Origin of the sequence: Streptomyces sp. NPDC021019 (assembly GCF_044333295.1) — a bacterium.
Lineage (GTDB): Bacteria > Actinomycetota > Actinomycetes > Streptomycetales > Streptomycetaceae > Streptomyces.
Genome location: NZ_JBIRQR010000006.1, coordinates 79,541 through 103,763 on the forward strand (window position 1 = coordinate 79,541; position 24,223 = coordinate 103,763).

The window sequence follows — 24,223 nt, forward strand, 5'->3', positions numbered from 1 at the left end:
GACCCCGCTCAGGGAGTCCCGTCCTTCGTGCCGTGGGCGCCCGGGAGGGTGGGGGCCGGGGTGCGTTCCAGCTCGTGGCTGAGCTCCTCCAGCTCGCTGCCGCCCGCCATCTGCCGGGTCAGTTCGTCCAGCGTGACGTCGTCCTTGGTGTGGCTGCCGGACATGGCGCCGCGCTTGAGGAGGACGAAGCGGTCGCCGACGAGGTGGGCGTGGTGCGGGTTGTGCGTGATGAGGACCACGCCGAGGCCGGCGTCGCGGGCGGCCGCCACGTACTTGAGGACCACGCCGGACTGCTTGACGCCGAGGGCCGCGGTCGGCTCGTCCAGGACCAGGACCTTCGCGCCGAAGTAGACGGCGCGGGCGATGGCCACGCACTGGCGCTCGCCGCCGGACAGGGTGCCGATGGGCTGGTCGACGTCGCGCAGGTCGATGCCCATGCGCAGCAGCTCGGCGCGGGTCGTCTCGCGCATCCTGCGGACGTCGAGGCGCTTGAAGGGGCCGAAGCCGACGGTGGGCTCGGAGCCGAGGAAGAAGTTCCGCCAGACCGGCATCAGGGGGACGACGGCGAGGTCCTGGTAGACGGTGGCGATGCCCCGGTCCAGGGCGTCGCGCGGGTTGGCGAGGGTGGTCTCCTCCTCCTCGATCAGGAAGCGTCCGGCATCGTGCCGGTGCAGCCCCGCGATGATCTTGATGAGGGTGGACTTGCCCGCACCGTTGTCCCCGAGGACGCAGGTGATCTGACCCGCGTGGACCTCCAGCGAGACGTGCTCCAGGGCCTTGATGTTCCCGTAGAACTTGGACACGTCCTCCAGCTCGACCAGCGGTCCGGCGGTCGCTCCGGCGGGGTCTTCAGGGGTGGCCGTCATGCCGTCGCCTCCGCGCGCTTGCGCACCCACGCGTTGAGCAGGGTGGCCAGGAGCAGCATCGCTCCCAGGAAGAATTTGAACCAGTCCGGGTTCCACTCGGCGTACACGATGCCCTTGCTGGTCATGCCGAAGATGAAGGCGCCGACGGCCGAGCCGATCGCGGAGCCGTAGCCGCCGGTGATCAGGCAGCCGCCGATGACGGCCGCGATGATGTACGTCAGCTCGTTGCCGACGCCCTCGCCGGACTGGACGACGTCGTAGCTGAACAGCAGGTGCTGGCCGGAGACCCAGGCGGCGAAGGCGACGCCCAGGTAGAGCCCGATCTTGGTGCGGATGACCGGGACGCCGACCGCCCGGGCCGCGTCGGCCTCGCCGCCGACGGCGAAGATCCAGTTGCCGAAGCGGGTACGGAGGAGGATCCACGTGGCCACGCCGACGAGCGCCGCCCACCACAGGATCGTCACCTTGAACTCGACGCCGCCGAGGGTCAGCGTCGAGGCGAACAGCGCACGGGCCGAGTCGAAGCCCTCCATGTCGCCGATGGCCTTGGTGGAGACGGTGCCGCTGATGAGCTTGGTGAAGCCGAGGTTCAGGCCGGTCAGCATCAGGAACGTGCCGAGCGTGATGATGAAGCTCGGCAGTTTGGTGCGGGTCAGCATGAATCCGTTGAACGCGCCGATGGCGAGCGTGACCAGCAGCGACACCAAGACGCCGACCCAGACGTTGGCCGTCATCTGGTAGCTGAACATCGAGGAGATCAGCGCGGAGCTGGTCACCATGACCCCGGCGGACAGGTCGAACTCGCCGCCGATCATCAGCAGCGCGACCGGCGCGGCCATGATGCCGAGGACGGAGGCCGCGTACAGCACGGTGCCGAGGCTGGAGGCCTGGAGGAAGCTGTCGGCGACGATCGCGAAGAACAGGAAGACGGCCGCCGCGCCGACGACCGAGCCGAGCTCGGGGCGGCCGAGCAGCTTGCGCAGCGGCGAGGTGCGCACCAGCCGCTCGTCCAGCTGGTCGGGGGCGGCGGTGGAGCCGCTCATCGCGTGCCCCGCTTGGTGTAGTCGGCCAGGGCGTCCGCGTCGTCCTTGGTGATGATCTGCGGGCCGGTGAGGACGGGCAGGCCGCCGCCGAGGACGTTGCGGTTGGAGCGGTAGAGCCAGAGCAGGTCGACGGCCTCGTAGCCCTGGAGGTAGGGCTGCTGGTCGACGGCGAACCCGAGCTTGTCGCTCTGGAGGCCGGTGGCGACCTTGGCGTTGAGGTCGAAGGTGTCGATCTCGGCCTTGCTGCCGGCCGTCTGCTTGGCCTGGACGGCGGCGTCGGCGAAGGGGGCTCCGAGAGTGACGACCGCGTCGATGCTCTTGTCGGACTGGAGCTTGGCCTCGATGGACGCGGTGACGTCGGGCATGTTGGTGCCGTCGACGTACAGGTTCTGCATCGTGCCGTCGAAGGTCTTCTTCGCCCCGGCGCAGCGCTGCTCGTGGCCCACGTTGCCCTGCTCGTGCAGGACGCAGAGGGCCTTCTTGCGGTCCCGGCCGTTCAGCTCGTCGCCGACGGCCTCTCCGGCGATCGACTCGTCCTGGCCGATGTGGGTGAGCGCGCCGAACTCCTTGGACTCCGCGGAGCCGGAGTTCACGGTGACGACCGGGATGCCCGCCTTGACCGCCTTGGCGACCACGGCCTTCATGGCGTCCGGCTTGGCCAGCGAGACGATCAGCCCGTCGACCTTCTTGTCGATCGCGGTCTGGACGAGCTGGGCCTGCTGGTTGGCCTCGTCGTTGTGCGAGTAGAGGAAGTTGATGTTGTCCTTGAGGGCCGCCTGCTCGGCGCCCTTCTGGACGATGTCCCAGAAGGTGTCGCCGTCGCCCGAGTGGGTGACCATGGCGAAGGTCCAGCGCGGCGTGTTCACCGCGGCCCGTCCCTCGGCCGCGGCGGCCGCGCGCTCCTCGGCGCGCTTGCCGCCGGTGCTGCTGCATCCCGCGAGGGAGGCGCCCAGCACCACTGCCAGCACGGCGCCCATCGCGCGTACCCCTGTCCGAACCCTTGCCACGACGCCGTGCCCTTCTACTGCTGCTCGCTGTGCTGCTTGACGGGGCCGGGGAGTGTACGGTCCCGGCCCGGCTGCCCAAGTATCCCCGAGCCCCGCCCGCTCCCGCCCGGCAGGGCCGGTGGGGGCGCGTCCTTCGGTGCAGCGAGTTCTAGTCGCGCCACATGTCCACGTCAACCGTTTGTCCGAACATGCTTACGTGGCGGTGGATGCCGGCGCCCGCCTCTCCAGCCCGGGCGGGCCGGGTGGGCGGGACGGGCTCAGGCACGCACCAGGAGCTGGAACTCGAAGGCGTACCGCTCCGCCCGGTAGACGTGCGAACCGAACTCGACGACCCGGCCGGTGTCGTCGTACGTCGTGCGCTCCATCGTCAGCAACGGCGCGCCCGCCAGCTCCGCCAGCAGCCGCGCCTGCCGGTCGTCCGCGGCGCGCGCTCCGACGGCCTGGCGGGCACTGTGCAGGGTGACGCCGGACGCCCGCATCAGCCGGTAGAGGCCGGTGGACTCCAGTTCCTCGGTGAGCAGGGGCAGCAGCCCGGGGGGCAGGTGGTTGCGCAGGAGGGCCATCGGTTCGCCGTGGGCGCTGCGCAGCCGTTCGACGAGGTGGACCTCGCTCCCCTCGGCGACGCCCAGCACGGCGGCGACCTCGGCGGTGGCCGGTTCCGTGGTGTTGCGCAGGACGCTGGTGGCGGGGCGCTGACCGGCCGCCTCCAGGTCGTCGTAGAGCGAGCTGAGCTCCAGCGGGCGGCGGACCTTGCTGTGGACGACCTGGGTGCCGACTCCCCGGCGGCGGACCATCAGGCCCTTGTCGACGAGCGACTGGATGGCCTGGCGGACGGTCGGCCGGGAGAGGCCGAGGCGGGCTGCGAGGTCGATCTCGTTCCCCAGCAGGGCGCCCGGGGCCAGCCGGCCCTGCTCCACGGCGGCCTCCAGCTGCTGTGCCAGCTGGAAGTAGAGCGGCACCGGGCTGGTGCGGTCCACGCTCAGCGGCAGCGGCCGGTCGGTTCCATGTGCGGTCACGGGGCGAGCGTAGTTCGCTTGTCCGGACAAAGCCATGGCGTACCGGGGCGGGGAGCCGCCGATCGGTGCGGCCGCCATTTGTCAGGACAAACGCTTGACATGACGACCGGGCGAACGCCACCTTGGGGCCCATGCGCATCGGACTGATCGGAACGGGACGTATCGGCACATTCCATGCGGAGGTGCTGAGCCGTCACCCCGCCGTGGACGCCCTGTTGCTGGCGGACGCGGACCCGGAGCGGGCGGCCGGAGCCGCGGCGCGGACGGGGGCGACGGCCGTCCCGGTGGACGGCCTGTTCGCCGGGGAGGGCACCGCCGGGGGCCCGCCCGACGCCGTGGTGATCTGTTCGGCGACCTCGGCCCATGCCGGGCTCATCGCACGCGCCGCCCGCGCCGGACTGCCCGTCTTCTGCGAGAAGCCGATCGCCCTGGACCTGCCGGGCACCCTCGCCGCGCTCGCGGAGGTCGAGGCGGCGGGCAGCGTGCTCCAGCTCGGCTTCATGCGGCGCTTCGACTCCGGGTACGGCGAGGCCAGGGCCGCCGTGCGGGAGGGCAGACTCGGCCGCCTGCACACCGTGCGCGCGGTCACCTCCGACCCGGCCCCGCCGCCCGCCGCCTACCTCCCGCTCTCGGGCGGGCTGTACCGCGACTGCCTGGTCCACGACTTCGACATGCTGCGCTGGGTGACGGGCCGCGAGGTCAGCGAGGTGTACGCCACCGGCGCGGACGCCGGACCCGCGATGTTCCGGGAGGCCGGGGACGTGGACACGGCGGCCGCCCTCCTCACCCTCGACGACGGGACCCTCGCCACCGCCACCGCGACCCGGTGCAACGGAGCCGGGTACGACGTGCGGATGGAGCTGGTCGGCGAACGGGACCAGATCGCCGTCGGCCTGGACGACCGTACGCCGCTGACCTCGGCCGAGCCCGGTGGTCCCGGCGCACCGGCGAAGCCCTGGCCGGGGTTCCTGGAACGGTTCGCCCCGGCGTACGAGGCGGAGCTGGACGCGTTCCTGCGGGTGGCCCGCGGCGAACTGGCCAATCCGTGCGACGGGCGGGAGGCCCTGCACGCCCTGCGGATCGCCGAGGCGTGCGAGGTCTCCCGCCGCGAGCACCGGCCGGTGGCGATGGCAGAGATCCCCGGCGGCTGAACCGGCCCCCGCATCGGCATCCCGCCCCGACGTGTCGCGCCGGCGTCGCCGCGTCGGCGGTCGGCCGCAGCTCCGGGCAGCGCTCCAGCGACGGCCGGACGGCGATCCTGGCCTGGGGAAGGAGGGGTGCGGGGTGGTGGAGTGGGGTGGGTCCGGGCCTCACCAGCGCACCGGCAGCCCCCGCGCTCCGCTCATCAGCAGGCCGGGCAGCCAGTCCAGCTCGCCGCCGGACGGGTCGCGGGCGAGGTCGGGGAAGCGTTCCAGCAGGGCTCCGATCGCGATGCGGGCTTCCATCCGGGCGAGCGGCGCGCCCAGGCAGTAGTGCGCGCCGTGGCCGAAACCCAGGTGCCCCTGGGGCTCGCGGCGGATGTCGAAGGTGTCCGGGTCGGAGAAACGGACGGGGTCGCGGTCGGCGGAGGCCAGGGCGACGAGGACCGGCTCGTCGACGCGAATGACGGTGTCGCCGATCGTCACCGGCTCCCGGGCGAAGCGGAAGGTGGCGGTCTCCACCGGTCCGTCGTAGCGCAGCATCTCCTCGACCGCGTTGTCGAGCAGTCCGAGGTCGGCGCGGAGCAGGGCGAGCTGGTCGGGGTGGTCGAGCAGGGCACGGACGCCGTTGGCGATCAGGTTGACGGTGGTCTCGTGACCGGCGACCAGCAACAGGAAGGCCATGCCCACCAGTTCGGCGGAGGAGAGGCTCTCGCCGTCGTCTTCCCCGGTCCGGATCAGCCCGCTCAGCAGGTCGTCGCCGGGCGAACGGCGTTTGTTCTCGATGAGTTCGACGAGATAGGCGCCCATCGCACCGGCCGGGTCGGCGTCCCGCTGCTCGGGGGTGGGGGTGACGATGCCGCTGGAGAGTGTCCGGAAGGCGTCCCGGTCGAGGTCCGGCACGCCGAGGAGTTCACAGATCACGGTCATCGGCAGCGGGAAGGCGAGCGCGTCCACCAGGTCCGCGGAGCCCCGGGGCGCCATGGCGTCGAGGAGGTCGCCGGTGATCTCGGTGACGCGCGGGCGCAGCGCCTCGACGCGCCGGGCGGTGAACTCCCGGCTGACGAGCCGCCGCAGCCGGGTGTGGTGCGGTGCGTCCAACTCCAGCATGTTGGCGCTGAGCACCGCCTCGGGGGCGGCCCAGCGTCCGGTGGTCCGCCAGTCCTTGCCGAGCCGCGGGTCGGCGAGAGCGGCGCGGGCCTCCGCGTAGCCGACGACCAGCCAGAGCCGCTCCATCTCCTCGGTGCGCACGGCGTGCACCGGCCCCTCGGCCCGCAGCTTCGAGAAGTACGGATAGGGGTTCGCGGTGAAGTCCGGCAGGTCACGCAGATCGAGCACAGCCATGGTGGTCAGCCCCTCTTTCCGTTCCGGCCCTTTCCGGCCCGTTCCGGTCAGCGTAGGCCGCCCCCGTCTTCCCCGTCCGTGTCGAGGAGCCCAGCGTCATGGACCAACAGAGCTATCTGGACACGGTTGTTCAGTTCGAGTTTGGCGAGAATCCGGGAGACGTGGGTCTTGACCGTCGCGACACTGAGGTAGAGGGAGCCCGCGATCTCCGCGTTGGAACCACCGCGTCCGACGGCGACGGCCACTTCCCTCTCCCGTTCGGCGAGTTGGTCGAATCGCCTGCGTGCACGGTCGGTGCGGCCGGCCCGGTCGTCCTGTCCGCCCCCTGCGGCGCGCGCCATCAACTGACGGGTGACGGCGGGCGAGAGCACCGGGTCACCGGCGGCGACCCGGCGGACGGAATCGACGATCCGGGCCGGTGGGGTGTCCTTCAGGACGAAGCCGGCCGCCCCGGCCCGGATGGCCCGGAGCACCTGTTCGTCCGCGTGGAACGTGGTGAGGACGACGACCTCGGGTGCTCCCGGCCGACGGCGCAGCCGTTCGGTAGCGGTGAGTCCGTCCATGACCGGCATCCGGATGTCCATCAGGACCACGTCCGGGCGCAGTCGTTCGACCAGTTCCTCGACCTCGTCGCCGTCCGCGCCCTCCCCCACGATGTCGATGCCCTCGTCGCCGCCGAGCATCAGGGTCAGTCCGGCCCGGACCAGTGGGTCGTCGTCGACGATCAGCAGTCGGACGGGCGGGGGCGTGGGTGACGCCGGGGATGTCGGGGACGCCGGGGTGTTCATGACGGCCACCGTAGCCAGCCGGTGAGCGGACCCCGTACGGCGGGCGTCGCGGTCCCGGGCCTCCGGGCACACGTCACGGCCACGGGCCTCCGGGGGCACGTCCCGGTCCCGGGTCGCCGGGCACGCGTCCCGGTCCTCCGGCGCGGCCCCCCCGCCTCGCCGGGGCTTCACGCGGCGGGCCACGGCAGGCGGGCCCGGACCGCGAAGCCGCCGTCCTCCGTCGGGCCGTGCTCCAGCCCGCCGCCGGCGAGCGTGGCGCGTTCGGTGAGGCCGATGAGCCCCTGACCCGATCCGGGGACCCGCTCGAAGGGTTCCGTGGGGGCGGGGTTCTCCACCTCGATGGTGAGCCCCTGGCCGGGGCCGCCCCTGACGGTGAGGGAGACCTCGGTGCCGGGCGCGTGCTTGCGTGCGTTGGTCAGACACTCCTGGGCGATCCGGTAGACCGTGCGGCCGGTGGCGGCGGGGGCGTCCCGGGGTTCGGCGACCCGGTTGTCGACGGCGACCTTCATGCCCGCGAGCCGGGACTCGGCGATGAGGGCGTCCAGGGTGGCGAGGGTGGGCTGCGGCCGGTCGCCCTCGTCGGTGTCACCGGGCCCGCGCAGGACGCCGATGATCTCGCGGAGGTCCTGGAGGGCCTCGTGGGCACTGTCCCGGATGACGCCGGCGGCCCGGCCGACCTCGGCGGCGGGGGCGTCGGGCCGGAATTCGAGGGCCCCGGCGTGCACGCTGAGCAGGGTCAGCCGGTGGGCCAGGACGTCGTGCATCTCGCGGGCGATGGCCTCCCGGGCCAGGCGCTGGGCCTGTTCGGCGCGCAGCGCCGCCTCGGCCTCGGCTCGGCGGGCCCGTTCGCGGAGGGAGAGGACGAGCTGACGCCGGGAGCGTACGACCATGCCCCAGCTGAGGACCAGCAGGACGAGCAGGACCCCGAAGATGACCGAGACGAGAAAGCTCGTCGCGGGGTCGGGGCGCAGAAGGGGTTGCAGGGGAGTCACGATCAGCGCGCCCGCGCCGACGACCGCCACCGGCTTGAAGGGACGGTGCACGGCCAGACTGAAGAGGGCCACCATCAGCGCCCCGGCGGCCACGGGTTCGACGATGCAGACGACGGTCAGCACGGCGGCGAGCCCCACGGGCCAGCGTCGTCGGAGCCAGAGCGCGCAGCAGGCCGCCGCGCCGATCACCGAGTCGATGAGGACGAAGACGTCCGCCGTGGTGTCGTCGGCGTCGATCGCGGCGAGCGCCAGCAGACCGATGCCCGCGGCACAGAGGAAGGCCGTGATGTCGACGGCCCAGTCCCGCACGGTGCGCCGCGCCCGGGGCCGGTCGCCGGGCAGCTCGGGACCGGCCATGGCCGAGGGGAGCAGCCAGCGGTACTCGGTGCGCGTCATATCGACAAAGTTACGCAGCCGGGCGGCCCGGGGGGACCCCGCGCGGCGAGGGAGCGACCAAAGTCGTGGCACCGCCTACTTTCGGCGCGGCGGACGGGACCGGTGGCCGACGCGGTGGGCGCGGGACGGGCGGGAGGCTCGGCCCATGAAGAGAATCGTCGAGACGATCGGGTTCCTCGTCTTCGCCCAGGGCGCCGGCGGGCTGCTGTGCGAGTGGACGGGCTGGTTCCGGCTGTGGACGGTGGTGCGGCGGGTCGACTTCCTCGACGACCGGGGGCTGTTCGTCAACATCGTGCTGATCGTGGCGGGGGCGGCCGTGATGATCGCCGCGGACTCGATCAAGTCCTGACGGCGGTGAACAGGTCCTGACGGCGTCGATCAGGCCCGGTCCGCGCCGCGTCGGCCCCTCGCGGTGCCCGCCAGGACGAGAACCGCCCCGGCGGCGCCAACCCGAGCCGTTCGCCGCCGAGGCTGCTGCCGACGGCGGCGGCCCGCAGCGGTTCCGTACCCAGCAGCAGGCTGACCCGGGACGGCGAGGTGCGGCGTACGGACCACATCCGCACGAAGAGCGCGAACAGCGCGCGGAACACCGAGAGGAGGACCGGGCCCGCCCACTCCCGGACGCCGAAGTCCGCCGCCGCGCTCCACGGCGAGGCGCCTGTGCCGGGACGGCGGCCACCGCCAGCACGGACAGAATCGTGAACCGGGCGCGGCGCGGGGGTGCGAGGCGAGGGTGGGCACGGCGACAGCGGACACCGGGATCTCCAGTGATCTCCACGCGACGTGTCGGGGAGACCTCATCGGCTCGCACGCGGAGCGACACGCTATCCGCTGGGCTCCAGAAAAAGGAACACCTGTCGCAACGCTCGGATCCTCCCGGGACATCACCCGTGGTCAGCGGCGGACGAGCCGTTCGGCCGGACGGCGGAGGGTCCTTCGGCCGCCTCACCGCTCCCTAGACTGACGCCTCGATAACTCTGAGGCACGGAGTGGTCACATGACATCGTTGAAAGCGGACGGGCGGGTCGAGCGGGGGAACCAGACCCGGCAGTTGATCCTGGGGCGGGCGGTGCAGATCGCCTCGGTCGAAGGGCTGGAGGGCCTGTCGCTGGGGCGACTGGCCACCGAGCTCGGGCTGAGCAAGAGCGGGGTGTTCGCCCTGTTCGGCTCGAAGGAGGGGCTCCAGCTGGCCACCGTGCGGGGGGCGGTGGCCATATACGTCGACCACGTGCTGCGCCCCACCCGGTCCGTGCCGCCTGGGCTCGGGCGGGTCTGGCGGCTGTGCGAGGCGTGGATCGCGTACTCCCGCGAGCGGGTGTTCCGGGGTGGTTGCTTCTTCTACGCCGCCACGGCCGAGTTCGACGCCCGCGGCGGCAGGGTGCACGACGCCCTGGCGTCCGCGCAGACCGGCTGGGTCACCTTCGTGGAGCAGACGATCGAGGAGGCCAGGTCCGCCGGGGAGCTGGCCGGGGACACCGACGTGTGCCAGCTGGCGTTCGAGGTGATCGCCCTGCTGGAGCTGGCCAACGCCGAGTCGGTGCTCCAGAACAACAACCTCGGCTACGACAAGGCGGCGCGGGCCATCCTGCTCCGGCTGCGGGCGGCGGCGACGGATCCCGGACTGCTGCCCGCACGGTAGGCGGCCCGGGCTGGCTGCCGTGCGGCCGTGGGCGTCCGATACCCGCCGGTGCGCGGGCCCCGGTGCGCGTTTGCTGGGGGATGCCGTCGAAGCGACGGCATCCCCCAGCAAAGGAACCGGCCATGTCCAGCACCCTGCCCACCCCCGCCCCCACCACCGTTACCACCGACCTCCCGGCCCGGGCCGCCCTGGTCACCGGGGGCGGCCGGGGCATCGGCGCCGCGATCGCGCTGCGGCTCGCCCAGGAGGGCGCGGACGTCGCCGTCACCTATGTCCAGGACGAGGCGGCGGCCCGTGCGGTCGTCGCGAAGATCGAGGGCTTCGGCCGCCGGGGCGTCGCCCTGCGCAGCGACGCGGCGGACGCCGAAGCGGGCGCCGACGCCGTGCACCGGGCGGCGGACGCGTTCGGCCGGCTCGACATCCTGGTCAACAACGCGGGCATCGGTGTCCTCGGCCCGATCTCCGCGCTCACCGGGCCGGAGGTGGACCGGACGCTGGCGGTGAACGTCCGGGCGGTCTTCCTCGCCTGCCGGGCGGCGGCGGAGCGGCTGGCCGACGGCGGCCGCATCGTCTCCGTGGGCTCCGCCCTGAGCCGGTACGTGGGCGGGCCCGGCTCCACCCTCTACGGGCTCAGCAAGTCCGCCCTGGTCGGGCTGACCAAGCCGCTCGCCCGCGAGCTGGGGCCGCGCGGCATCACGGTGAACCTGGTCCAGCCCGGGCCGGTGGACACCGATCTCAACCCGGCCGACGGGCCGTTCGCCGAGGGCCAGCGCACGGCGACCGCCCTGGGCCGCTTCGGCACGACGGAGGAGGTCGCCTCGCTCGTCGCGTACCTCACGAGCGCGGAGGCGGGGTTCATCACGGGCACGGAGCTCGTGGTGGACGGCGGCCACGCGGCCTGAGCGGCCCCGGTCCGAGCTGCCCCAGCGCCGGCGCAGGCACCTTCCGTCCGCCGGCCGGAGAGCCGCCCGCCCGCCGACCGGGCAGCTCGCCCGCCGCTCTTCCCGGCGGCTCCCCTGGGCTTGCTCTCCCACGTCGGCCCCGTCCGGCTGCCCCGTCCCGGCCCCGCCCCTACGCTGGCCGGGACGGGGGGCAGCGACGGGAAGGACGGGACCAGCACATGTCCGGCACGCCGGTTCAGGCGCTCAACGACGGCACGCGGCTCCCCGCGGTGGGGCTCGGCACCTACCCGCTGGACGACGCGGCGGCCGAGGAGGCCGTCGCCGGGGCCCTGGAGCTCGGCTACCGGCTGGTCGACACGGCCCTCAACTACGGCAACGAGACCGGCACCGGCCGGGGCGTCGCCCGCAGCGGCGTTCCCCGCGAGGAGGTCCGCCTCACCACGAAGGTGCCCGGCCGCCACCACGGGTACGAGGAGACGCTCGCCTCGTTCGAGGAGTCGCGGGCCCGCCTGGGCGTCGAGTACGTGGACCTCTATCTGATCCATTGGCCGCTCCCCCGCCTCGACAAGTACGTGGACACCTGGAAGGCCATGATCCGGCTCCGCGAGGACGGTCTCGTCCGCTCGATCGGCGTCTCCAACTTCACCGCCGCGCAGCTGGAACGGCTGGAGCGGGAGACGGGCGTGCTGCCCTCGGTGAACCAGATCGAGATGCACCCGCTGCTGCCGCAGGAGGATCTGCGTGCCGTGCACGCGGCGAAGGGCATCGTCACGGAGAGCTGGAGTCCGCTGGCCAGGGGCCGCGAGGTGCTGGAGGATCCCTCGACCGTGGCGATCGCCGAGGACCACGGGGTGAGTCCCGGGCAGGTGGTGTTGCGCTGGCACACCCAGCTGGGAGCGGTCCCCGTTCCGAAGTCGGCGGACCCTGGCCGGCAGCGCGAGAACCTCGATCTGTTCGGGTTCGAGCTGACGGCGCAGGAGCTGACGTCGATCGCGTCCGGGCGGCAGCGGCGGTTCGGCGGCGACCCGGAGTCCCACGAGGAGTTCTAGGACTGAACGGGACGCGCCGGTCAGCGGTTGCGCGGGGTGACCTCCGCCATCCGGGACCAGCCGGTGCCCTCCACCTCGACGTTGATGATCTCGGGGACCTCGGCCACCAGCTCCGACATCGTCGCGATCGCCGCCTTGAAGTGGTCGGAGTTCACGTGCGCCTCGCCCGCCGCCGCGTCGGCGAACGCCTCCAGCAGGACGAACTCGTTGGGGTTCTCCACACTGTGCGACCAGTCGAAGAAGAGGTTGCCGGGCTCGCGACGGGTGGCGACGGTGAAGCCGTCCAGCCGGGTGAGCCACTCCTCGGGGTCGAGGGCGGTGAACTTGACGGCGATGAAGATCATGGGGGGGGCTCCTGGTCGAGGCGTCGGAAAGTGCGGCTCGCCCGGCCTTCAGGGCCCGCTCACCGCACCTCGACCAGGGTGACACACCCTCCCGTAACGGGACCGGCCGGGCGCACCGCGAGATCAGCCGCCCTTCCCGCGGAGTCGCCCTTCAGGTAGGCGGTGTCGATCTCGACGGCCCGGACCCCGGACTGTGCGGCGAGGCGGGTGGCTGATCCCGTCGTTGCCCTGGTCGCTCCGGCGGCGGGTCCCCCAGCCGTCCACGATCATGCCCCTGTGCCCGAAGCGCTCCGGGTCGAAGACGGCGGGCCGGACTTGCGGAGGTTCTCGCGCTCGGCGAAGAACTCGTCGAGGAGCGGGCCGGTGGGCTCGGTCAGCGGTCGCGTTCGAGGAGGCGGCCGGCGGGCTCGGCGAGGACGCCGTCGGAGGCGATGCGGACACCGCGCAGCCAACTGGAGCGGACCACGCCGTGCAGGGTCTTCCCGGCGTAGGCGGTGACCTGGTTGCGGTGGAAGAGCTCGGCGGGGTCGACGGTGAAGGTCGCGTCGGGGGCGAGGACCGCGAAGTCGGCGTCGCGTCCCGCCTCGATGGCGCCCTTGCGGGTCAGACCGGCCAGCGCGGCGGGGGCGGCGGACATCCAGCGGGCGACGTCGTCGAGGGAGTGGCCGCGTTTGCGGGCCTCGGTCCAGATGGCGGGGAGGCCGAGCTGGAGGGAGGAGATGCCGCCCCAGGCGGAGGCGAAGTCCGGGGTCTTCAGGTCGGTGGTGCACGGCGAGTGGTCGCTGACGATGCAGTCGATGGTGCCGTCGGCGAGGCCGGCCCAGAGCGCGTCCTGGTTGGCGGCCTCGCGGATCGGCGGGCAGCACTTGAACTCCGTCGCCCCGTCGGGCACCTCCTCGGCGGTGAGGGTGAGGAAGTGCGGGCAGGACTCGACGGTGACGCGGACGCCCTCGCGCTTCGCGGCGGCGATCAGCGGCAGGGCGTCGCTGGAGGAGAGGTGCAGGACGTGGACGCGGGCGTCGAGCCGCTTGGCGTGGGCGATGAGTCCCTCGATCGCGGTGTTCTCGGCGTCGCGCGGCCGGGAGGCGAGGAAGTCCGCGTAGGCGGGCCCGGGGCGCTGCGGGGCCTCGGCCAGGTGGTGCGGGTCCTCGGCGTGCACGATGAGGAGCCCGCCGAATCCGGCGATCTCCGCCATGGAGCGGGCGAGCTGCTCCTGGTCCAGCTCCGGGAACTCCTCCACGCCGGAGGGCGACAGGAAGCACTTGAAGCCGAAGACCCCGGCCTCGTACAGCGGGCGCAGGTCCTTGACGTTGGAGGGGACCGCACCGCCCCAGAAGCCGGTGTCGACGTGCGCCTTGGGGGCCGCGACCTGCTGCTTGATCCGCAGGTGCTCGACGGTGGTGGTCGGCGGGAGCGAGTTGAGGGGCATGTCCAGGAGCGTGGTGATCCCGCCCGCCGCCGCCGCACGGGTGGCGGTGTAGAAGCCTTCCCACGCGGTGCGGCCGGGGTCGTTCACATGCACGTGGGTGTCGACCAGGCCGGGCAGCAGGACGTCGTCGCCGAAGTCCTCCAGACGGGCGCCCTCGGGCGTCCCGGTGTCGTACGGCAGGACCGCGTCGATCGTGCCGCCCGCGACGGCGACCGCCGCCGGACGGGTCCCCTCGGGGGTGACGACGCGCGTCGAGCGCAGTATCAGGTTCACGTCCGGACCGGACACCTGTGCTCCTTCACTCCAGCAATGATCACAACAGGGATTCAACGAACTGTTGAAGCTTTCGATGGAGTCTTCACTCGGGAATCACCCTCGTCAAGACCCCGCCTTCCGTCACGGGGGCCGACCGGTCCACCTCCGCCGCCCGACTGGAGGTTTCCACAAAGTAAAAGTCATATTTCGAACTGCGGAACGTAGCATGGGCCAGGAGGGGCGGCGCCGAGCCGCCCGCACCGACCGTCGGCACCCGGACAAAACAGCCCCTGACCGGCACGGACGCCGACCGGGGAGCTGTGGGCCGATCGGGAACCGCCCGGTAGGCTGCTGCCTTGCCTTCCGCTTCGAAAGGACCGTTGACGTGCCGCCGTCCCACGCCAGCACAGCCGACTCCAAGCCCTCCGGTTCCAGCGGCGGGGTGCAGTCCCTCGAGCGCGCCTTCGATCTGCTGGAGAGGATGGCCGACGCCGGGGGCGAGGTCGGGCTGAGCGAGCTCTCCGCGAGCAGCGGTCTGCCCCTGCCGACCATCCACCGGCTGATGCGCACCCTGGTCGGCTGCGGATACGTGCGCCAGCAGCCCAACCGCCGCTACGCGCTGGGCCCCCGGCTGATCCGGCTCGGTGAGTCCGCCTCCCGGCTGCTGGGCACCTGGGCCCGCCCCTACCTCAGCCGGCTGGTGGAGGAGACCGGCGAGACGGCGAACATGGCGCTGCTGGACGGGGACGAGATCGTGTACGTCGCCCAGGTGCCTTCCAAGCACTCCATGCGGATGTTCACCGAGGTCGGCCGCCGGGTCCTGCCGCACTCCACCGGTGTGGGCAAGGCGCTCCTCGCGCACACCCCCGCCGACGAGGTCCGCGCCCTCCTGGCCCGTACCGGCATGCCGGCCGCCACGGAGAAGACCATCACCACCCCGGAGGGCTTCCTCGACGCCCTGGAGCTGGTGCGCCGGGCCGGGTACGCGGTGGACGACAACGAGCAGGAGATCGGCGTGCGGTGCCTCGCGGTCTCCGTGCCGAACTCCCCCACCTCGGCCGCGATCTCCATCTCGGGCCCGGCCGGACGGGTGACGGAGGCGGCGACGGAGCGGATCGTGCCGATCCTCCAGCAGGTCGCGGGAGAGCTGTCCGACGCGCTGGCGAGCAACGGCACGAACGGCGGCTGAGAACGGGGAGCGGCGGGGCCGCTGTCTCCGGCCCCGCCGCTCCTCGTACCAGACGTCGTTTCAGACCCCGGCCGGGACGGTCAGCCGCCCGTCGTCCATCGTCACCGTGCGGTCCATCCGCCCCAGGTGCGCCAGGTCGTGGGTGACCAGCACCGTGGCGGTGGCGCGCTCCCGGGTCAGGGTGACCAGCAGGTCGAGCACGGCCGCGCCGCGCTCGTGGTCGAGCGCGCTGGTCGGCTCGTCGACGAGCAGGACCGCCGGCTCGTTCATCAGGGCCCGCGCGATGTTGATCCGCTGGCGCTGACCGCCGGAGAGCTGGTGCGGCCGCCGGTCGGCGCGGTCGGCCAGACCGACCGCGTCCAGCAGCTCCAGGGCCCGGCGGCGTGCACCACGGGCGGACCCCCCGGACAGGTGGCGCATCGCCTGGAGCTGTTCGGCGGCGGTCAGCGCGGGCAGCAGGTTGGGTTGTTGGAAGACGATGCCGATGTGGTCCCGGCGCAGGCCCGCCCGCCCGGCCCGGCCGAGGCCGGCCGTCGGCGTCCCGGCCACCACCACCTCTCCGGAGTCCGGGGTGACCAGGGTGGCGGCGGCCGCGAGGAGGCTCGACTTGCCCGATCCGGACGGCCCGACGACCGCGGTGAGCGTGCCCGGGGGGACGTCCAGCGAGACCCGGTCCAGGGCGGTGAGCCGTCCCTCGCCGTCCGGGTAGGTGAGGGTGACGTCGGTCAGGGTGAGCGTCATCGGGCACTCCCGAGTGCGGTGAGCGGGTCGACGGCGGTGATCCGCCGGATGGACAGGGCGGCCCCGAGCACGCCGAGGGCGATCAGCACGGCGGCCGGGACGAGGACGGTCGCCGCGTCCAGGACGAACGGCACGGCTCCTCGGCCGATCAGGGCTCCGGTCCCGGCGGCCAGGGCGGTGCCCAGCCCCGTACCGAGGGCGAGCATCACGACGGCCTGTCCCAGCGCGTCGCGCAGGAGGTACGGGGTCGACGCGCCGAGCGCCTTCAGCACGGCGACGTCGCCGCTGCGCTGGATCGTCCAGACGGTGAAGAACGCTCCGATGACGAGCGCGGAGATGGCGAAGAGGAAGCCGCGCATCAGTTGCAGCGATCCGTTCTCCGCCTGGTAGGAGCCGATGGCCGTGAGGGAGTCGTCGAGCGTGAGCGTGCTGGTTCCCGCCGCCGCGTCCCCCGCCGCGAGGTCGACGCCTCCGGTGGTGGTCAGGGCGATCACGGTCGCCTGTTCGGCGGGGCCGGCGCCGTCGTGGCCGATCCGCTGCCAGTCGTCGAGCGAGGTCCAGACGACGGGGGTGTGGCTGTGCGAGGCGTCCGTGGCGACGGCGGCGACCTCGTGCTCGGTCCGGCCGAGCGCGATCCCGTCGCCCGCCGTCACGTCGAGCTCCTCGGCCGCCTTCTCGGAGAGCACGACCCGCCCCGGGCCGATCCCCTCCGGCCCGAGGGTGCCGTCCGGTTCGACGCCGAAGGCCGAAACGGCGGCGGTCCGCTCACCGGCGGCGGTGGCGTTCAGGGTCCGGATGCCGACCGGCTGGGCGGCCTCGACCCCGGGCCGGCCGGCCCAGTTCCGCCAGGCGTCCTCCCGGACGGTCGAGTCGGTGAACGACTCCGCCTGCCCGTCGGGGGGCGCGGCGAAGGCCAGGTGGTCGGCGTCCAGACCGGTGACGGCCGAGATGTTCTCCCGGGCCAGGCCTGCGGTCAGGCCGGACAGCAGGCCCACGAGCAGCGTGATCAGCACCACGACCGAGCCCATGAGCGCGAACCGGCCCCTGGCGAAGCGAAGGTCTCTCCATGCGACGAACATGGCTCCAGCGTCGTGCGGCGCGGGCGGGAGAACATCGCGCGGCGGACGGGCCCGGGATCAACCTTTCGATTGACCGGGTCCGGGGAGGCCGCGGCTACGCTGGACGGACCATGGATTCGCGTTCGCACACCCACGTCACGGCAGCCCTGCGGCTCTGTCTGCACGCGCTGCTGATGGGGCTGCTGGCCCTGGTGGTCGTCCGTACGGCGAGCGAGGACGCGCCGCACACCGCGGCCGTCGTGGTGGTGGCGGTGCTGATGGCGGCCCTGTACGCGGCGGGGCCGCTCGCCTCCTCCGTACAGCCCGGAAACCGGGCGGGAGCCGGGTGGCTGGCGGGTCTCGGCGCCCTGTGGGCCGCGCTGCTGGTCCTGTCGCCGGACGCCCTGTGGGTGGCCTTCCCGCTCTACTTCCTCCAGCTCCACATCCTGCCGACGCGGTGGGCGCTGCCCGCCGTCGTGGTCACCGCCGGCGCCGCGATCACCGGCTTCGTCGTGCACCGGCAGGAGATCGAGCCGGGCGCGTTCATCGGACCGCTGATCGGCGCGGCGGTCGCCGTCGCCACCGTCCTCGGGTACGACGCGCTCTTCCGGGAGAGCGAACGGCGGCGCGAGCTGATCGTGGAGCTGGTCGCCACCCGCGCGGACCTGGCCGAGGCGGAACGCACGGCCGGGACCCTCGCCGAGCGTGAGCGCCTCGCCCGGGAGATCCACGACACGCTGGCCCAGGGTCTGTCCAGCATCCAGCTGCTGCTGCGCGCCGCCGAGCGCTCGCTGCCCGAGGACGCGCCGGCCGCGGCGCATGTGCGGGCCGCCCGCGAGGCCGCGCAGGCGAATCTCGCCGAGGCCCGTTCCTTCGTCCGGGCGCTGACGCCGCCGGACCTGGAGCACGGTTCGCTGGCCGCCGCGCTGGAACGGCTCCGCGCCCGTACGACCGCGCCGGACCTGACCGTGCGGTTCGCGGTGAGCGGCACCCCGGTGGAGCTGCCGACGCCGTACGAGGTGGCGCTGCTGCGGACCGCGCAGTCCGCGCTGGCCAACACGGTGCGCCATGCGCGGGCCGGGCGGGCGGAGATCACCCTGAGCTTCATGGACACCTCGGTGGCGCTGGACGTCGTGGACGACGGGCGGGGCTTTGACCCGTCGGGGGCGCCGGCCGACGAGGGGGGCGACAGCGGCTTCGGGCTGCCGGCGATGCGGGCGCGCGCCGGATCGCTCGGCGGTGCGCTGAGCGTGGAGTCGGCGCCCGGACAGGGCACGGCGGTGGCGGTCACGCTGCCGCTGCCCGTAGCGGATGCGGAGCGGGCGGCATGAGCGGGAGCGGGGACGCGATCCGGCTGTTGCTCGCGGACGACCACCCGGTCGTCCGGGCGGGACTGCGCGCGGTCCTGGACACCGAGCCGGGCTTCCGGATCGCCGGTGAGGCCGCCACCGCCGAGGAGGCCGTCGCCCTGGCGGCGACGGGCGGCTTCGACGTGGTCCTGATGGACCTCCAGTTCGGTGCGGGCCTGCACGGCTCGGAGGCGACGGCGACGATCACCGCCGCCCCGGAAGGCCCCCGGGTCCTGATCCTGACCACCTACGACTCCGACGCGGACATCCTGGCGGCGGTCGAGGCGGGGGCGAGCGGCTATCTGCTCAAGGACGCGCCGCCGCAGGAGCTGGCGGCGGCGGTGCGCACGGCGGCGGCGGGCCGCTCCGCGCTCGCGCCGTCCGTGGCCCACCGGCTGATGGACCGGATGCGGACGCCGGCCGACGCCCTGACCCGGCGGGAGCTGGAGGTGCTCCAGCTGGTCGGGGAGGGCCTGTCGAACCTGCGGATCAGCAAGCGGCTGTTCCTGAGCCAGGCGACGGTGAAGTCCCACCTGGTGCACATCTACGCCAAGCTGGGCGTCGACTCCCGTACGTCGGCGGTCGCGGCGGCCACGGCCCGCAGGCTCATCCGCCGCTGAGGCCGGGCTCGCGCGTCGTGGGTCGGCCGCGCGGGAGGATCGGGGCCGCACTTCACCCGCGCGGGGGCTCCCCGAAGAGGTCGACCGCGTTGCGCACCTCGCGCAGGGCCGCGGCCACCGCGCTCACCGAGCCGATGGCCCCCGCGATCAGCAGGAGGGAGCGGCGCATGCGGGGGATCTCCGGCACGCCGCTGACGGCCATCGCGTCCAGGGCCGCCAGCTCGTCCTCGGCGATCGGCCGGTCGGGGAACTCGGTCCGGAGCCCGGCCAGTTCGCGGCGGAGCCGGGAGACGGCCATCCGCAGCTCGGCCACCCTCGGGTCCTCGTCGCTGCCGGTCAGCTGCTTCTGCCCCACGCTTCGCAACACAGCACTCCCCCTCGCACGTCCCTGTGCCGGTGTGACCCCCGAACCCGGGCTGTGGCCAAGTCCCCGGATGTGTCCGCAAGTTAACGCCATGACAGGCAGTGCGCGCCAGCCCACGGAAAGAAATCGGGGTGACCCCTGAGGGTGACATGCGTGTCGCGTGTGCGAAGCGCTCAGTGGTATCCAGACCCCATGGTCACGGAAACGGAGACAGGAACGGCTACGGAGAGGACCGCGGACATGACTTCCGCCGCGATGAACCCCGAGGTCGCGGGGGTACTGCTGGCCGCCGGAGGGGGCCGCCGGCTCGGCGGCCGGCCGAAGGCACTGCTGGAGCACCGAGGTCGCCCGCTGATCGAACACGCGGTGCGCGCCCTGCGCGACGGCGGCTGCGGCCCGCTGCACGTGGTGCTGGGCGCGGCGGCGGACGAGGTGCTCGCCCGCGCGGATCTCGCGGGCTGCGCGGTGACGGTGAACCCGGACTGGGAGGAGGGCATGGGCTCCTCGCTCCGGCTGGGACTGGCCGCCCTGGGCGCGACGGACGCGGACGCGGCACTCGTCCTTCTGGTCGATCAGCCGGGGATCGGGGCGGAGGCGGTGGCGCGGGTGCGTCTCGCGTGCCGCTCGCGGGCGAGCCTGGCGGCCGCCTCGTACGGCGGGGAGCGGGGCCATCCGGCGCTGTTCGGGGCGGACCGGTGGGCGGACATCGCGGCGGGGGCGGTGGGCGACCGGGGTGCGCGGGCCTATCTGCGGGAGCACCGCGATGCGATCACGCTCGTGGAGTGTTCGGATGTGGCCGAGGCGTACGACATCGACACCTCGCAGGACCTCAAGCACCTGGAGTGACCGGACGGACCCGCTCACCGGCCACCGGGCGTGGCCGCGTCGGCACGCTGCGCCGCCACCGGCCCGTTTCTGTCGACCCGGAGAATCTCGACATCAACAAACCATTGAACTTCCACCATGAGGAAACTACTATCCACTGGTCAGAAGCCCTCTGAACCTCAGACGGCACCCACGGCCGTATCTCGGAGCCATGGCACGCCGTGCCGTCTCAGGCGACCCGGCGGCCATGAGACGCCGCCGCCCGCTGAAGGAGTGACAGCTCATGTCCGCACCAGCGCCGTCCACGCTGGCCATCGTCGATGCCGAGCCCCTGCCCCGGCAGGAAGAGGTCCTGACCGAGGCGGCCCTCGCGTTCGTGGCCGAACTGCACCGGCAGTTCACCCCGCGCCGCAATGAGCTGCTCGCCCGGCGCGGTGAGCGCCGCGCCGAGATCGCCCGCACCTCCACGCTGGATTTCCTGCCCGAGACGGCGGCGGTCCGCGCGGACGACTCCTGGAAGGTCGCGCCCGCCCCGGCGGCGCTGAACGACCGCCGAGTGGAGATCACCGGTCCGACCGACCGCAAGATGACCGTCAACGCCCTGAACTCGGGTGCCAAGGTCTGGCTCGCCGACTTCGAGGACGCGTCCGCCCCCACCTGGGAGAACGTCGTCCTCGGCCAGCTCAACCTCACCGACGCCTACGAGCGCCGCATCGACTTCACCGACCCGCGGTCCGGCAAGTCGTACGCGCTGAAGCCCGCCGACGAGCTGGCCACGGTCGTCATGCGCCCGCGCGGCTGGCACCTGGAGGAGCGCCACCTCCAGCTGGACGGCGTCTCCGTGCCCGGTGCGCTGGTCGACTTCGGCCTCTACTTCTTCCACAACGCGCAGCGCCTGATCGACCTCGGCAAGGGCCCGTACTTCTACCTGCCGAAGACGGAGTCGCACCTGGAGGCCCGCCTCTGGAACGACATCTTCGTCTTCGCCCAGGACTACGTCGGCATCCCGCAGGGCACGGTCCGCGCGACCGTCCTGATCGAGACGATCACCGCCGCGTACGAGATGGAGGAGATCCTCCACGAGCTGCGCGACCACGCCGCCGGACTCAACGCGGGCCGCTGGGACTACCTTTTCTCCATCGTCAAGAACTTCCGTGACGGCGGCGCCAAGTTCGTCCTGCCGGACCGCAACGCGGTGACGATGACCGCCCCGTTCATGCGGGCGTACACCGAACTCCTGGTCCGCACCTGCCACAAGCGCGGCGCGCACGCGATCGGCGGCATGGCGGCCTTCATTCCCTCGCGCCGCGACGCCGAGGTCAACAAGGTGGCCTTCGAGAAGGTCAAGGCGGACAAGGACCGCGAGGCGAACGACGGCTTCGACGGCTCCTGGGTCGCCCACCCCGACCTGGTCCCGATCGCCCTGGCCTCCTTCGACGCGGTCCTCGGCGAGAAGCCCAACCAGAAGGACCGGCTGCGCGAGGACGTCTCGGTGGCCCCTGGCGATCTGATCGCCATCGACTCGCTCGACGCGAGCCCCACGTACGACGGCCTGCGCAACGCCGTCGCGGTCGGCATCCGCTACATCGAGGCCTGGCTGCGCGGCCTGGGCGCGGTCGCCATCTTCAACCTGATGGAGGACGCCGCCACCGCGGAGATCTCCCGCTCGCAGATCTGGCAGTGGATCAACGCGGACGTGGTCTTCGAGAACGGCGAACACGCCACGGCGGAGCTGGCCCGCAAGGTCGCCGCCGAGGAGCTGGCCGCGATCCGCGAGGAGATCGGGGAGGAGACCTTCACCGCCGGCAAGTGGCAGCAGGCCCACGACCTCCTGCTCCAGGTCTCCCTGGACCAGGACTACGCGGACTTCCTGACGCTGCCGGCGTACGAGCAGCTGCGCTGACCTCACGGCACGAGCACCGTCCACCGCCCCCGGCGCAGCGCCGGCGAGCACCGTCACCGCCCCCGGCACCGCACAGCGCCGGGGGCGGTGGTGTGTGCCTGAGCCTGCGCGGCCCGCAGTCCCTCATGTCCACACCGCCCCCAGCGCCACGAACCCGCAGACGAGGGCGAACAGGATCGCCAGCAGCGGCCAGACGAACCGCAGGTAGGTGTCGTAGCCGATCTTCGCGAGGGCCACCCCGCCGATGGTGACCGCCGTCGTCGGCACCCAGAGGTTCATCCAGCCGCTCGCCGCCTGCCACGCCGTGACGACCACGGCGCGGGAGACGCCGGCGAAGTCGGCGAGGGGGGCCAGGATCGGCATCGCCAGCGTGGCGTGGCCGGAGGTGGAGGGGATGAGGAAGGCGAGCGGCAGGTTGACGACGAAGACGAAGACCGCGAACAGCGCCGACGAGGTGCCCGAGACCACGCCCTCGATGGAGTGCAGCACGGTGTCGGTGATCTGCGAGTTGTTCATGATGACCGTGACGCCGCGCGCGAGGACGATGACCAGGGCCGGGGAGATGAAGTCCGCCGCGCCCTGGGTGATCGTCGCGCTGAGTCTCTGCTCGCCGAACCGGGCGACGACGCCCACCAGAGCCGCCGCGACCAGGAACAGGGCGGCCAGATGGGGGAAGGACCAGCCGAGTTCGAACCCGTACGGGGTGGCGTCGGCGTCGCCCGTCAGGGCGCTGGACCACGGGACGACCGAGAAGATCATGAAGCTGAAGACCAGGGCGACCAGGACCAGGATGGTCCGGTGGAGCCCGGTCAACTCCGGGGGTTCGCCCGCGTCCGCCGCGTTGTGCTCGCGGTCGCCGGGCAGGAAGCCGGAGAGCGAGCGGTCGGGGTTCTCGCGGACGCGGCCCGCGTACCGGATGACGTGGCCGATCGTCACGGCCGTCAGGACCACCCACATGATCGCGCGCAGCGCGATGCCGTCGCCGAGCGAGATATCGGCGGCGGAGGAGGCGACTCCGGTGGCGAAGGGGTTCACGGTGGAGCAGAGCACACCGACGCCCGCGCCGAGGATGATCGTGCCGGTGGCCACCACGCGGTCGTAGCCGAGGGCCAGCATCAGCGGAATGATCAGGCCGTAGAAGCCGAGCGTCTCCTCCGCGAACCCCTCGACGGTGCCGAGGAGGGAGAAGACCAGCATCACTCCGGCGATGAGCAGCGCTCCCCGGTCGCGCAGCCGGTACGCGAGGCGGCCGATGCCCCGGTCCAGGGCGCCGGTGGCGAACACCACGGTGATGAACGCGCCGATGGCGAGCACGAAGAGAAACACGCCGGCGCTGCCGTACAGTTCGCCGGCCAGGTCCGGGCCCACCTCGCCCGTCTTCGCGTCCTGGACTCCGTAGAGACCGTTGACCGGGGACAGGAAGAGGTCGTTCAGCCGGTCGACGAAGCTCTGGTCGGAGTCGACCCGGTGGTACGTGCCCTGGACGGGCGCACCGTCCCCGCCGCGGTCGTACGCCCCCGGCGGGATCAGGAAGGCCAGTCCCCAGACGGCCAGCGTGACGACCGCGAGGATCGTGAGGGCACTGGGGAAGGCGAACCTCTTCCTCGCCGGGGACTCTTCCCCCGGGGCCTGCCTCGTGTCGGCGGCGCCGCTCACCCCGTGCTCCCGCCCGTCGCGGTCCCCAGCGGGACACCGAACGGACGCGGGGACTCCAGATGAGTGACCAGGAGGCCCCGGGCCCCGGCGAGGGAGCGGAACTCCTCCTCCCACCTCTCCGCCCGCTCCACGCCCGCGCCGCGCACCGGGCCCGCGGGGAGATCGTGGGCCTCGCGCACGGGCGCGGGCGGAAAGCCGGGGAACGCGATGGACGGGATGGCCGTCAACCGTTCCAGGTCGGCGACGAGACCGTCCGTCAGCGCGTCGCCCCCTGTGCTCAGGCGGTCTCCCGGATCCATGGTTCAGCCC

The 24,223-nt window shown here is 72.7% G+C and carries 24 protein-coding genes and 2 pseudogenes; 10 read left to right on the forward strand and 16 right to left on the reverse strand.

The features are described 5' to 3' along the window. Window positions 1-8 precede the first annotated feature (8 nt). The 4 genes from ACH4RG_RS27565 to ACH4RG_RS27580 form a co-directional block, all read right to left on the reverse strand. Entirely contained in the window at window positions 9-866 is an 858-nt protein-coding gene (locus ACH4RG_RS27565; protein WP_398540412.1) for an ATP-binding cassette domain-containing protein, read from the reverse strand. Beyond that, on the reverse strand, window positions 863-1,909 hold the full coding sequence (locus ACH4RG_RS27570; protein WP_397922362.1) for an ABC transporter permease: 1,047 nt from the start codon (window positions 1,907-1,909) through the stop codon (window positions 863-865). Before ACH4RG_RS27570 ends, ACH4RG_RS27565 begins: the two co-directional genes overlap by 4 nt. Further along, window positions 1,906-2,886 (reverse strand): sugar ABC transporter substrate-binding protein, encoded by a 981-nt coding sequence (locus ACH4RG_RS27575; protein ID WP_397922360.1) that lies wholly within the window; start codon window positions 2,884-2,886, stop codon window positions 1,906-1,908. Before ACH4RG_RS27575 ends, ACH4RG_RS27570 begins: the two co-directional genes overlap by 4 nt. Before the next feature lie 287 nt (window positions 2,887-3,173). Continuing rightward, entirely contained in the window at window positions 3,174-3,932 is a 759-nt protein-coding gene (locus ACH4RG_RS27580) for a GntR family transcriptional regulator (protein ID WP_398540413.1), read from the reverse strand. 131 nt (window positions 3,933-4,063) lie between these two features. Here ACH4RG_RS27580 and ACH4RG_RS27585 point away from each other — a divergent pair, with 131 nt between their 5' ends. After that, window positions 4,064-5,083, forward strand: a complete 1,020-nt coding sequence (locus ACH4RG_RS27585) for a Gfo/Idh/MocA family oxidoreductase (RefSeq protein ID WP_397922357.1) — start codon at window positions 4,064-4,066, stop codon at window positions 5,081-5,083. Window positions 5,084-5,242: 159 nt separating this feature from the next. Here ACH4RG_RS27585 and ACH4RG_RS27590 read toward each other — a convergent pair whose 3' ends face one another. The 3 genes from ACH4RG_RS27590 to ACH4RG_RS27600 form a co-directional block, all read right to left on the reverse strand. After that, window positions 5,243-6,415 carry a cytochrome P450 gene (locus tag ACH4RG_RS27590; RefSeq protein WP_398540414.1) on the reverse strand — a complete coding sequence of 391 codons (1,173 nt, stop codon included), beginning with the start codon at window positions 6,413-6,415 and terminating at the stop codon, window positions 5,243-5,245. A 47-nt stretch (window positions 6,416-6,462) separates the two neighbouring features. Then, window positions 6,463-7,203, reverse strand: coding sequence for a response regulator (locus ACH4RG_RS27595; RefSeq protein WP_397931066.1), 741 nt, complete (start codon window positions 7,201-7,203; stop codon window positions 6,463-6,465). 167 nt (window positions 7,204-7,370) lie between these two features. Continuing rightward, window positions 7,371-8,591, reverse strand: coding sequence for a sensor histidine kinase (locus tag ACH4RG_RS27600; protein WP_397922351.1), 1,221 nt, complete (start codon window positions 8,589-8,591; stop codon window positions 7,371-7,373). Between the two features lie 145 nt (window positions 8,592-8,736). On the opposite strand from ACH4RG_RS27600, the gene ACH4RG_RS27605 reads away from it, so the two are divergent. Continuing rightward, window positions 8,737-8,940, forward strand: coding sequence for a hypothetical protein (locus ACH4RG_RS27605; protein WP_398540415.1), 204 nt, complete (start codon window positions 8,737-8,739; stop codon window positions 8,938-8,940). Between the two features lie 29 nt (window positions 8,941-8,969). Here ACH4RG_RS27605 and ACH4RG_RS27610 read toward each other — a convergent pair. Then, window positions 8,970-9,259 (reverse strand): annotated as a pseudogene (locus ACH4RG_RS27610) (EamA family transporter); the annotation flags it as partial. A 329-nt stretch (window positions 9,260-9,588) separates the two neighbouring features. Between ACH4RG_RS27610 and ACH4RG_RS27615 the strand changes: the two are divergent. The 3 genes from ACH4RG_RS27615 (at window position 9,589) to ACH4RG_RS27625 (ending at window position 12,181) form a co-directional block, all read left to right on the forward strand. Further along, the gene (locus ACH4RG_RS27615; protein WP_397922347.1) at window positions 9,589-10,230 is read left to right on the forward strand and encodes a TetR/AcrR family transcriptional regulator; all 642 of its coding nucleotides are present in this window, start codon (window positions 9,589-9,591) and stop codon (window positions 10,228-10,230) included. A 122-nt stretch (window positions 10,231-10,352) separates the two neighbouring features. Continuing rightward, window positions 10,353-11,132, forward strand: a complete 780-nt coding sequence (locus ACH4RG_RS27620; RefSeq protein ID WP_397931063.1) for an SDR family NAD(P)-dependent oxidoreductase — start codon at window positions 10,353-10,355, stop codon at window positions 11,130-11,132. Window positions 11,133-11,350: 218 nt separating this feature from the next. Next, window positions 11,351-12,181 (forward strand): aldo/keto reductase, encoded by an 831-nt coding sequence (locus ACH4RG_RS27625; RefSeq protein WP_397922343.1) that lies wholly within the window; start codon window positions 11,351-11,353, stop codon window positions 12,179-12,181. A gap of 20 nt (window positions 12,182-12,201) precedes the next feature. Here the strand turns inward: ACH4RG_RS27625 and ACH4RG_RS27630 are convergent, their stop codons facing one another. The 3 genes and pseudogenes from ACH4RG_RS27630 to allB form a co-directional block, all read right to left on the reverse strand. Further along, window positions 12,202-12,525: a putative quinol monooxygenase gene (locus ACH4RG_RS27630; RefSeq protein ID WP_397922341.1), complete on the reverse strand. Its 324-nt coding sequence runs from the start codon at window positions 12,523-12,525 to the stop codon at window positions 12,202-12,204. A 110-nt stretch (window positions 12,526-12,635) separates the two neighbouring features. After that, a pseudogene (locus ACH4RG_RS27635) lies at window positions 12,636-12,786 on the reverse strand (allantoicase); the annotation flags it as partial. 112 nt (window positions 12,787-12,898) lie between these two features. Further along, window positions 12,899-14,242 (reverse strand): allantoinase AllB, encoded by a 1,344-nt coding sequence (gene allB, locus ACH4RG_RS27640; RefSeq protein ID WP_397922339.1) that lies wholly within the window; start codon window positions 14,240-14,242, stop codon window positions 12,899-12,901. A 352-nt stretch (window positions 14,243-14,594) separates the two neighbouring features. On the opposite strand from allB, the gene ACH4RG_RS27645 reads away from it, so the two are divergent. Continuing rightward, on the forward strand, window positions 14,595-15,398 hold the full coding sequence (locus ACH4RG_RS27645; RefSeq protein WP_215109962.1) for an IclR family transcriptional regulator: 804 nt from the start codon (window positions 14,595-14,597) through the stop codon (window positions 15,396-15,398). Window positions 15,399-15,458: 60 nt separating this feature from the next. Here ACH4RG_RS27645 and ACH4RG_RS27650 read toward each other — a convergent pair whose 3' ends face one another. Together ACH4RG_RS27650 and ACH4RG_RS27655 are read right to left on the reverse strand one after the other, a co-directional pair. Further along, window positions 15,459-16,139 carry an ABC transporter ATP-binding protein gene (locus tag ACH4RG_RS27650; protein WP_397922337.1) on the reverse strand — a complete coding sequence of 227 codons (681 nt, stop codon included), beginning with the start codon at window positions 16,137-16,139 and terminating at the stop codon, window positions 15,459-15,461. Beyond that, the gene (locus ACH4RG_RS27655; RefSeq protein WP_397922335.1) at window positions 16,136-17,218 is read right to left on the reverse strand and encodes an ABC transporter permease; all 1,083 of its coding nucleotides are present in this window, start codon (window positions 17,216-17,218) and stop codon (window positions 16,136-16,138) included. Before ACH4RG_RS27655 ends, ACH4RG_RS27650 begins: the two co-directional genes overlap by 4 nt. A 110-nt stretch (window positions 17,219-17,328) precedes the next feature. On the opposite strand from ACH4RG_RS27655, the gene ACH4RG_RS27660 reads away from it, so the two are divergent. Continuing rightward, a complete protein-coding gene (locus tag ACH4RG_RS27660) occupies window positions 17,329-18,528 on the forward strand; it encodes a sensor histidine kinase (protein ID WP_397922333.1) in 1,200 nt (399 codons plus the stop codon). Further along, window positions 18,525-19,166 carry a response regulator gene (locus tag ACH4RG_RS27665; RefSeq protein WP_397922331.1) on the forward strand — a complete coding sequence of 214 codons (642 nt, stop codon included), beginning with the start codon at window positions 18,525-18,527 and terminating at the stop codon, window positions 19,164-19,166. Before ACH4RG_RS27660 ends, ACH4RG_RS27665 begins: the two co-directional genes overlap by 4 nt. 52 nt (window positions 19,167-19,218) lie before the next feature. Here the strand turns inward: ACH4RG_RS27665 and ACH4RG_RS27670 are convergent, their stop codons facing one another. Next, complete coding sequence (locus ACH4RG_RS27670; protein WP_397922329.1) at window positions 19,219-19,521, reverse strand: DUF5955 family protein; 303 nt, start codon at window positions 19,519-19,521, stop codon at window positions 19,219-19,221. Between the two features lie 249 nt (window positions 19,522-19,770). Between ACH4RG_RS27670 and ACH4RG_RS27675 the strand changes: the two genes are divergently transcribed. Together ACH4RG_RS27675 and aceB are read left to right on the forward strand one after the other, a co-directional pair. Beyond that, entirely contained in the window at window positions 19,771-20,376 is a 606-nt protein-coding gene (locus ACH4RG_RS27675) for an NTP transferase domain-containing protein (RefSeq protein ID WP_397922327.1), read from the forward strand. A gap of 262 nt (window positions 20,377-20,638) precedes the next feature. Beyond that, a complete protein-coding gene (aceB, locus tag ACH4RG_RS27680) occupies window positions 20,639-22,258 on the forward strand; it encodes a malate synthase A (RefSeq protein WP_397931058.1) in 1,620 nt (539 codons plus the stop codon). A 123-nt stretch (window positions 22,259-22,381) separates the two neighbouring features. Here aceB and ACH4RG_RS27685 read toward each other — a convergent pair whose 3' ends face one another. Both ACH4RG_RS27685 and ACH4RG_RS27690 read right to left on the reverse strand, forming a co-directional pair. Next, complete coding sequence (locus tag ACH4RG_RS27685) at window positions 22,382-23,914, reverse strand: YfcC family protein (protein ID WP_397922323.1); 1,533 nt, start codon at window positions 23,912-23,914, stop codon at window positions 22,382-22,384. After that, window positions 23,911-24,213, reverse strand: a complete 303-nt coding sequence (locus ACH4RG_RS27690; protein ID WP_397931057.1) for a hypothetical protein — start codon at window positions 24,211-24,213, stop codon at window positions 23,911-23,913. The genes ACH4RG_RS27685 and ACH4RG_RS27690 overlap by 4 nt, the downstream gene beginning before the upstream one ends. Between the last annotated feature and the right edge of the window lie 10 nt (window positions 24,214-24,223).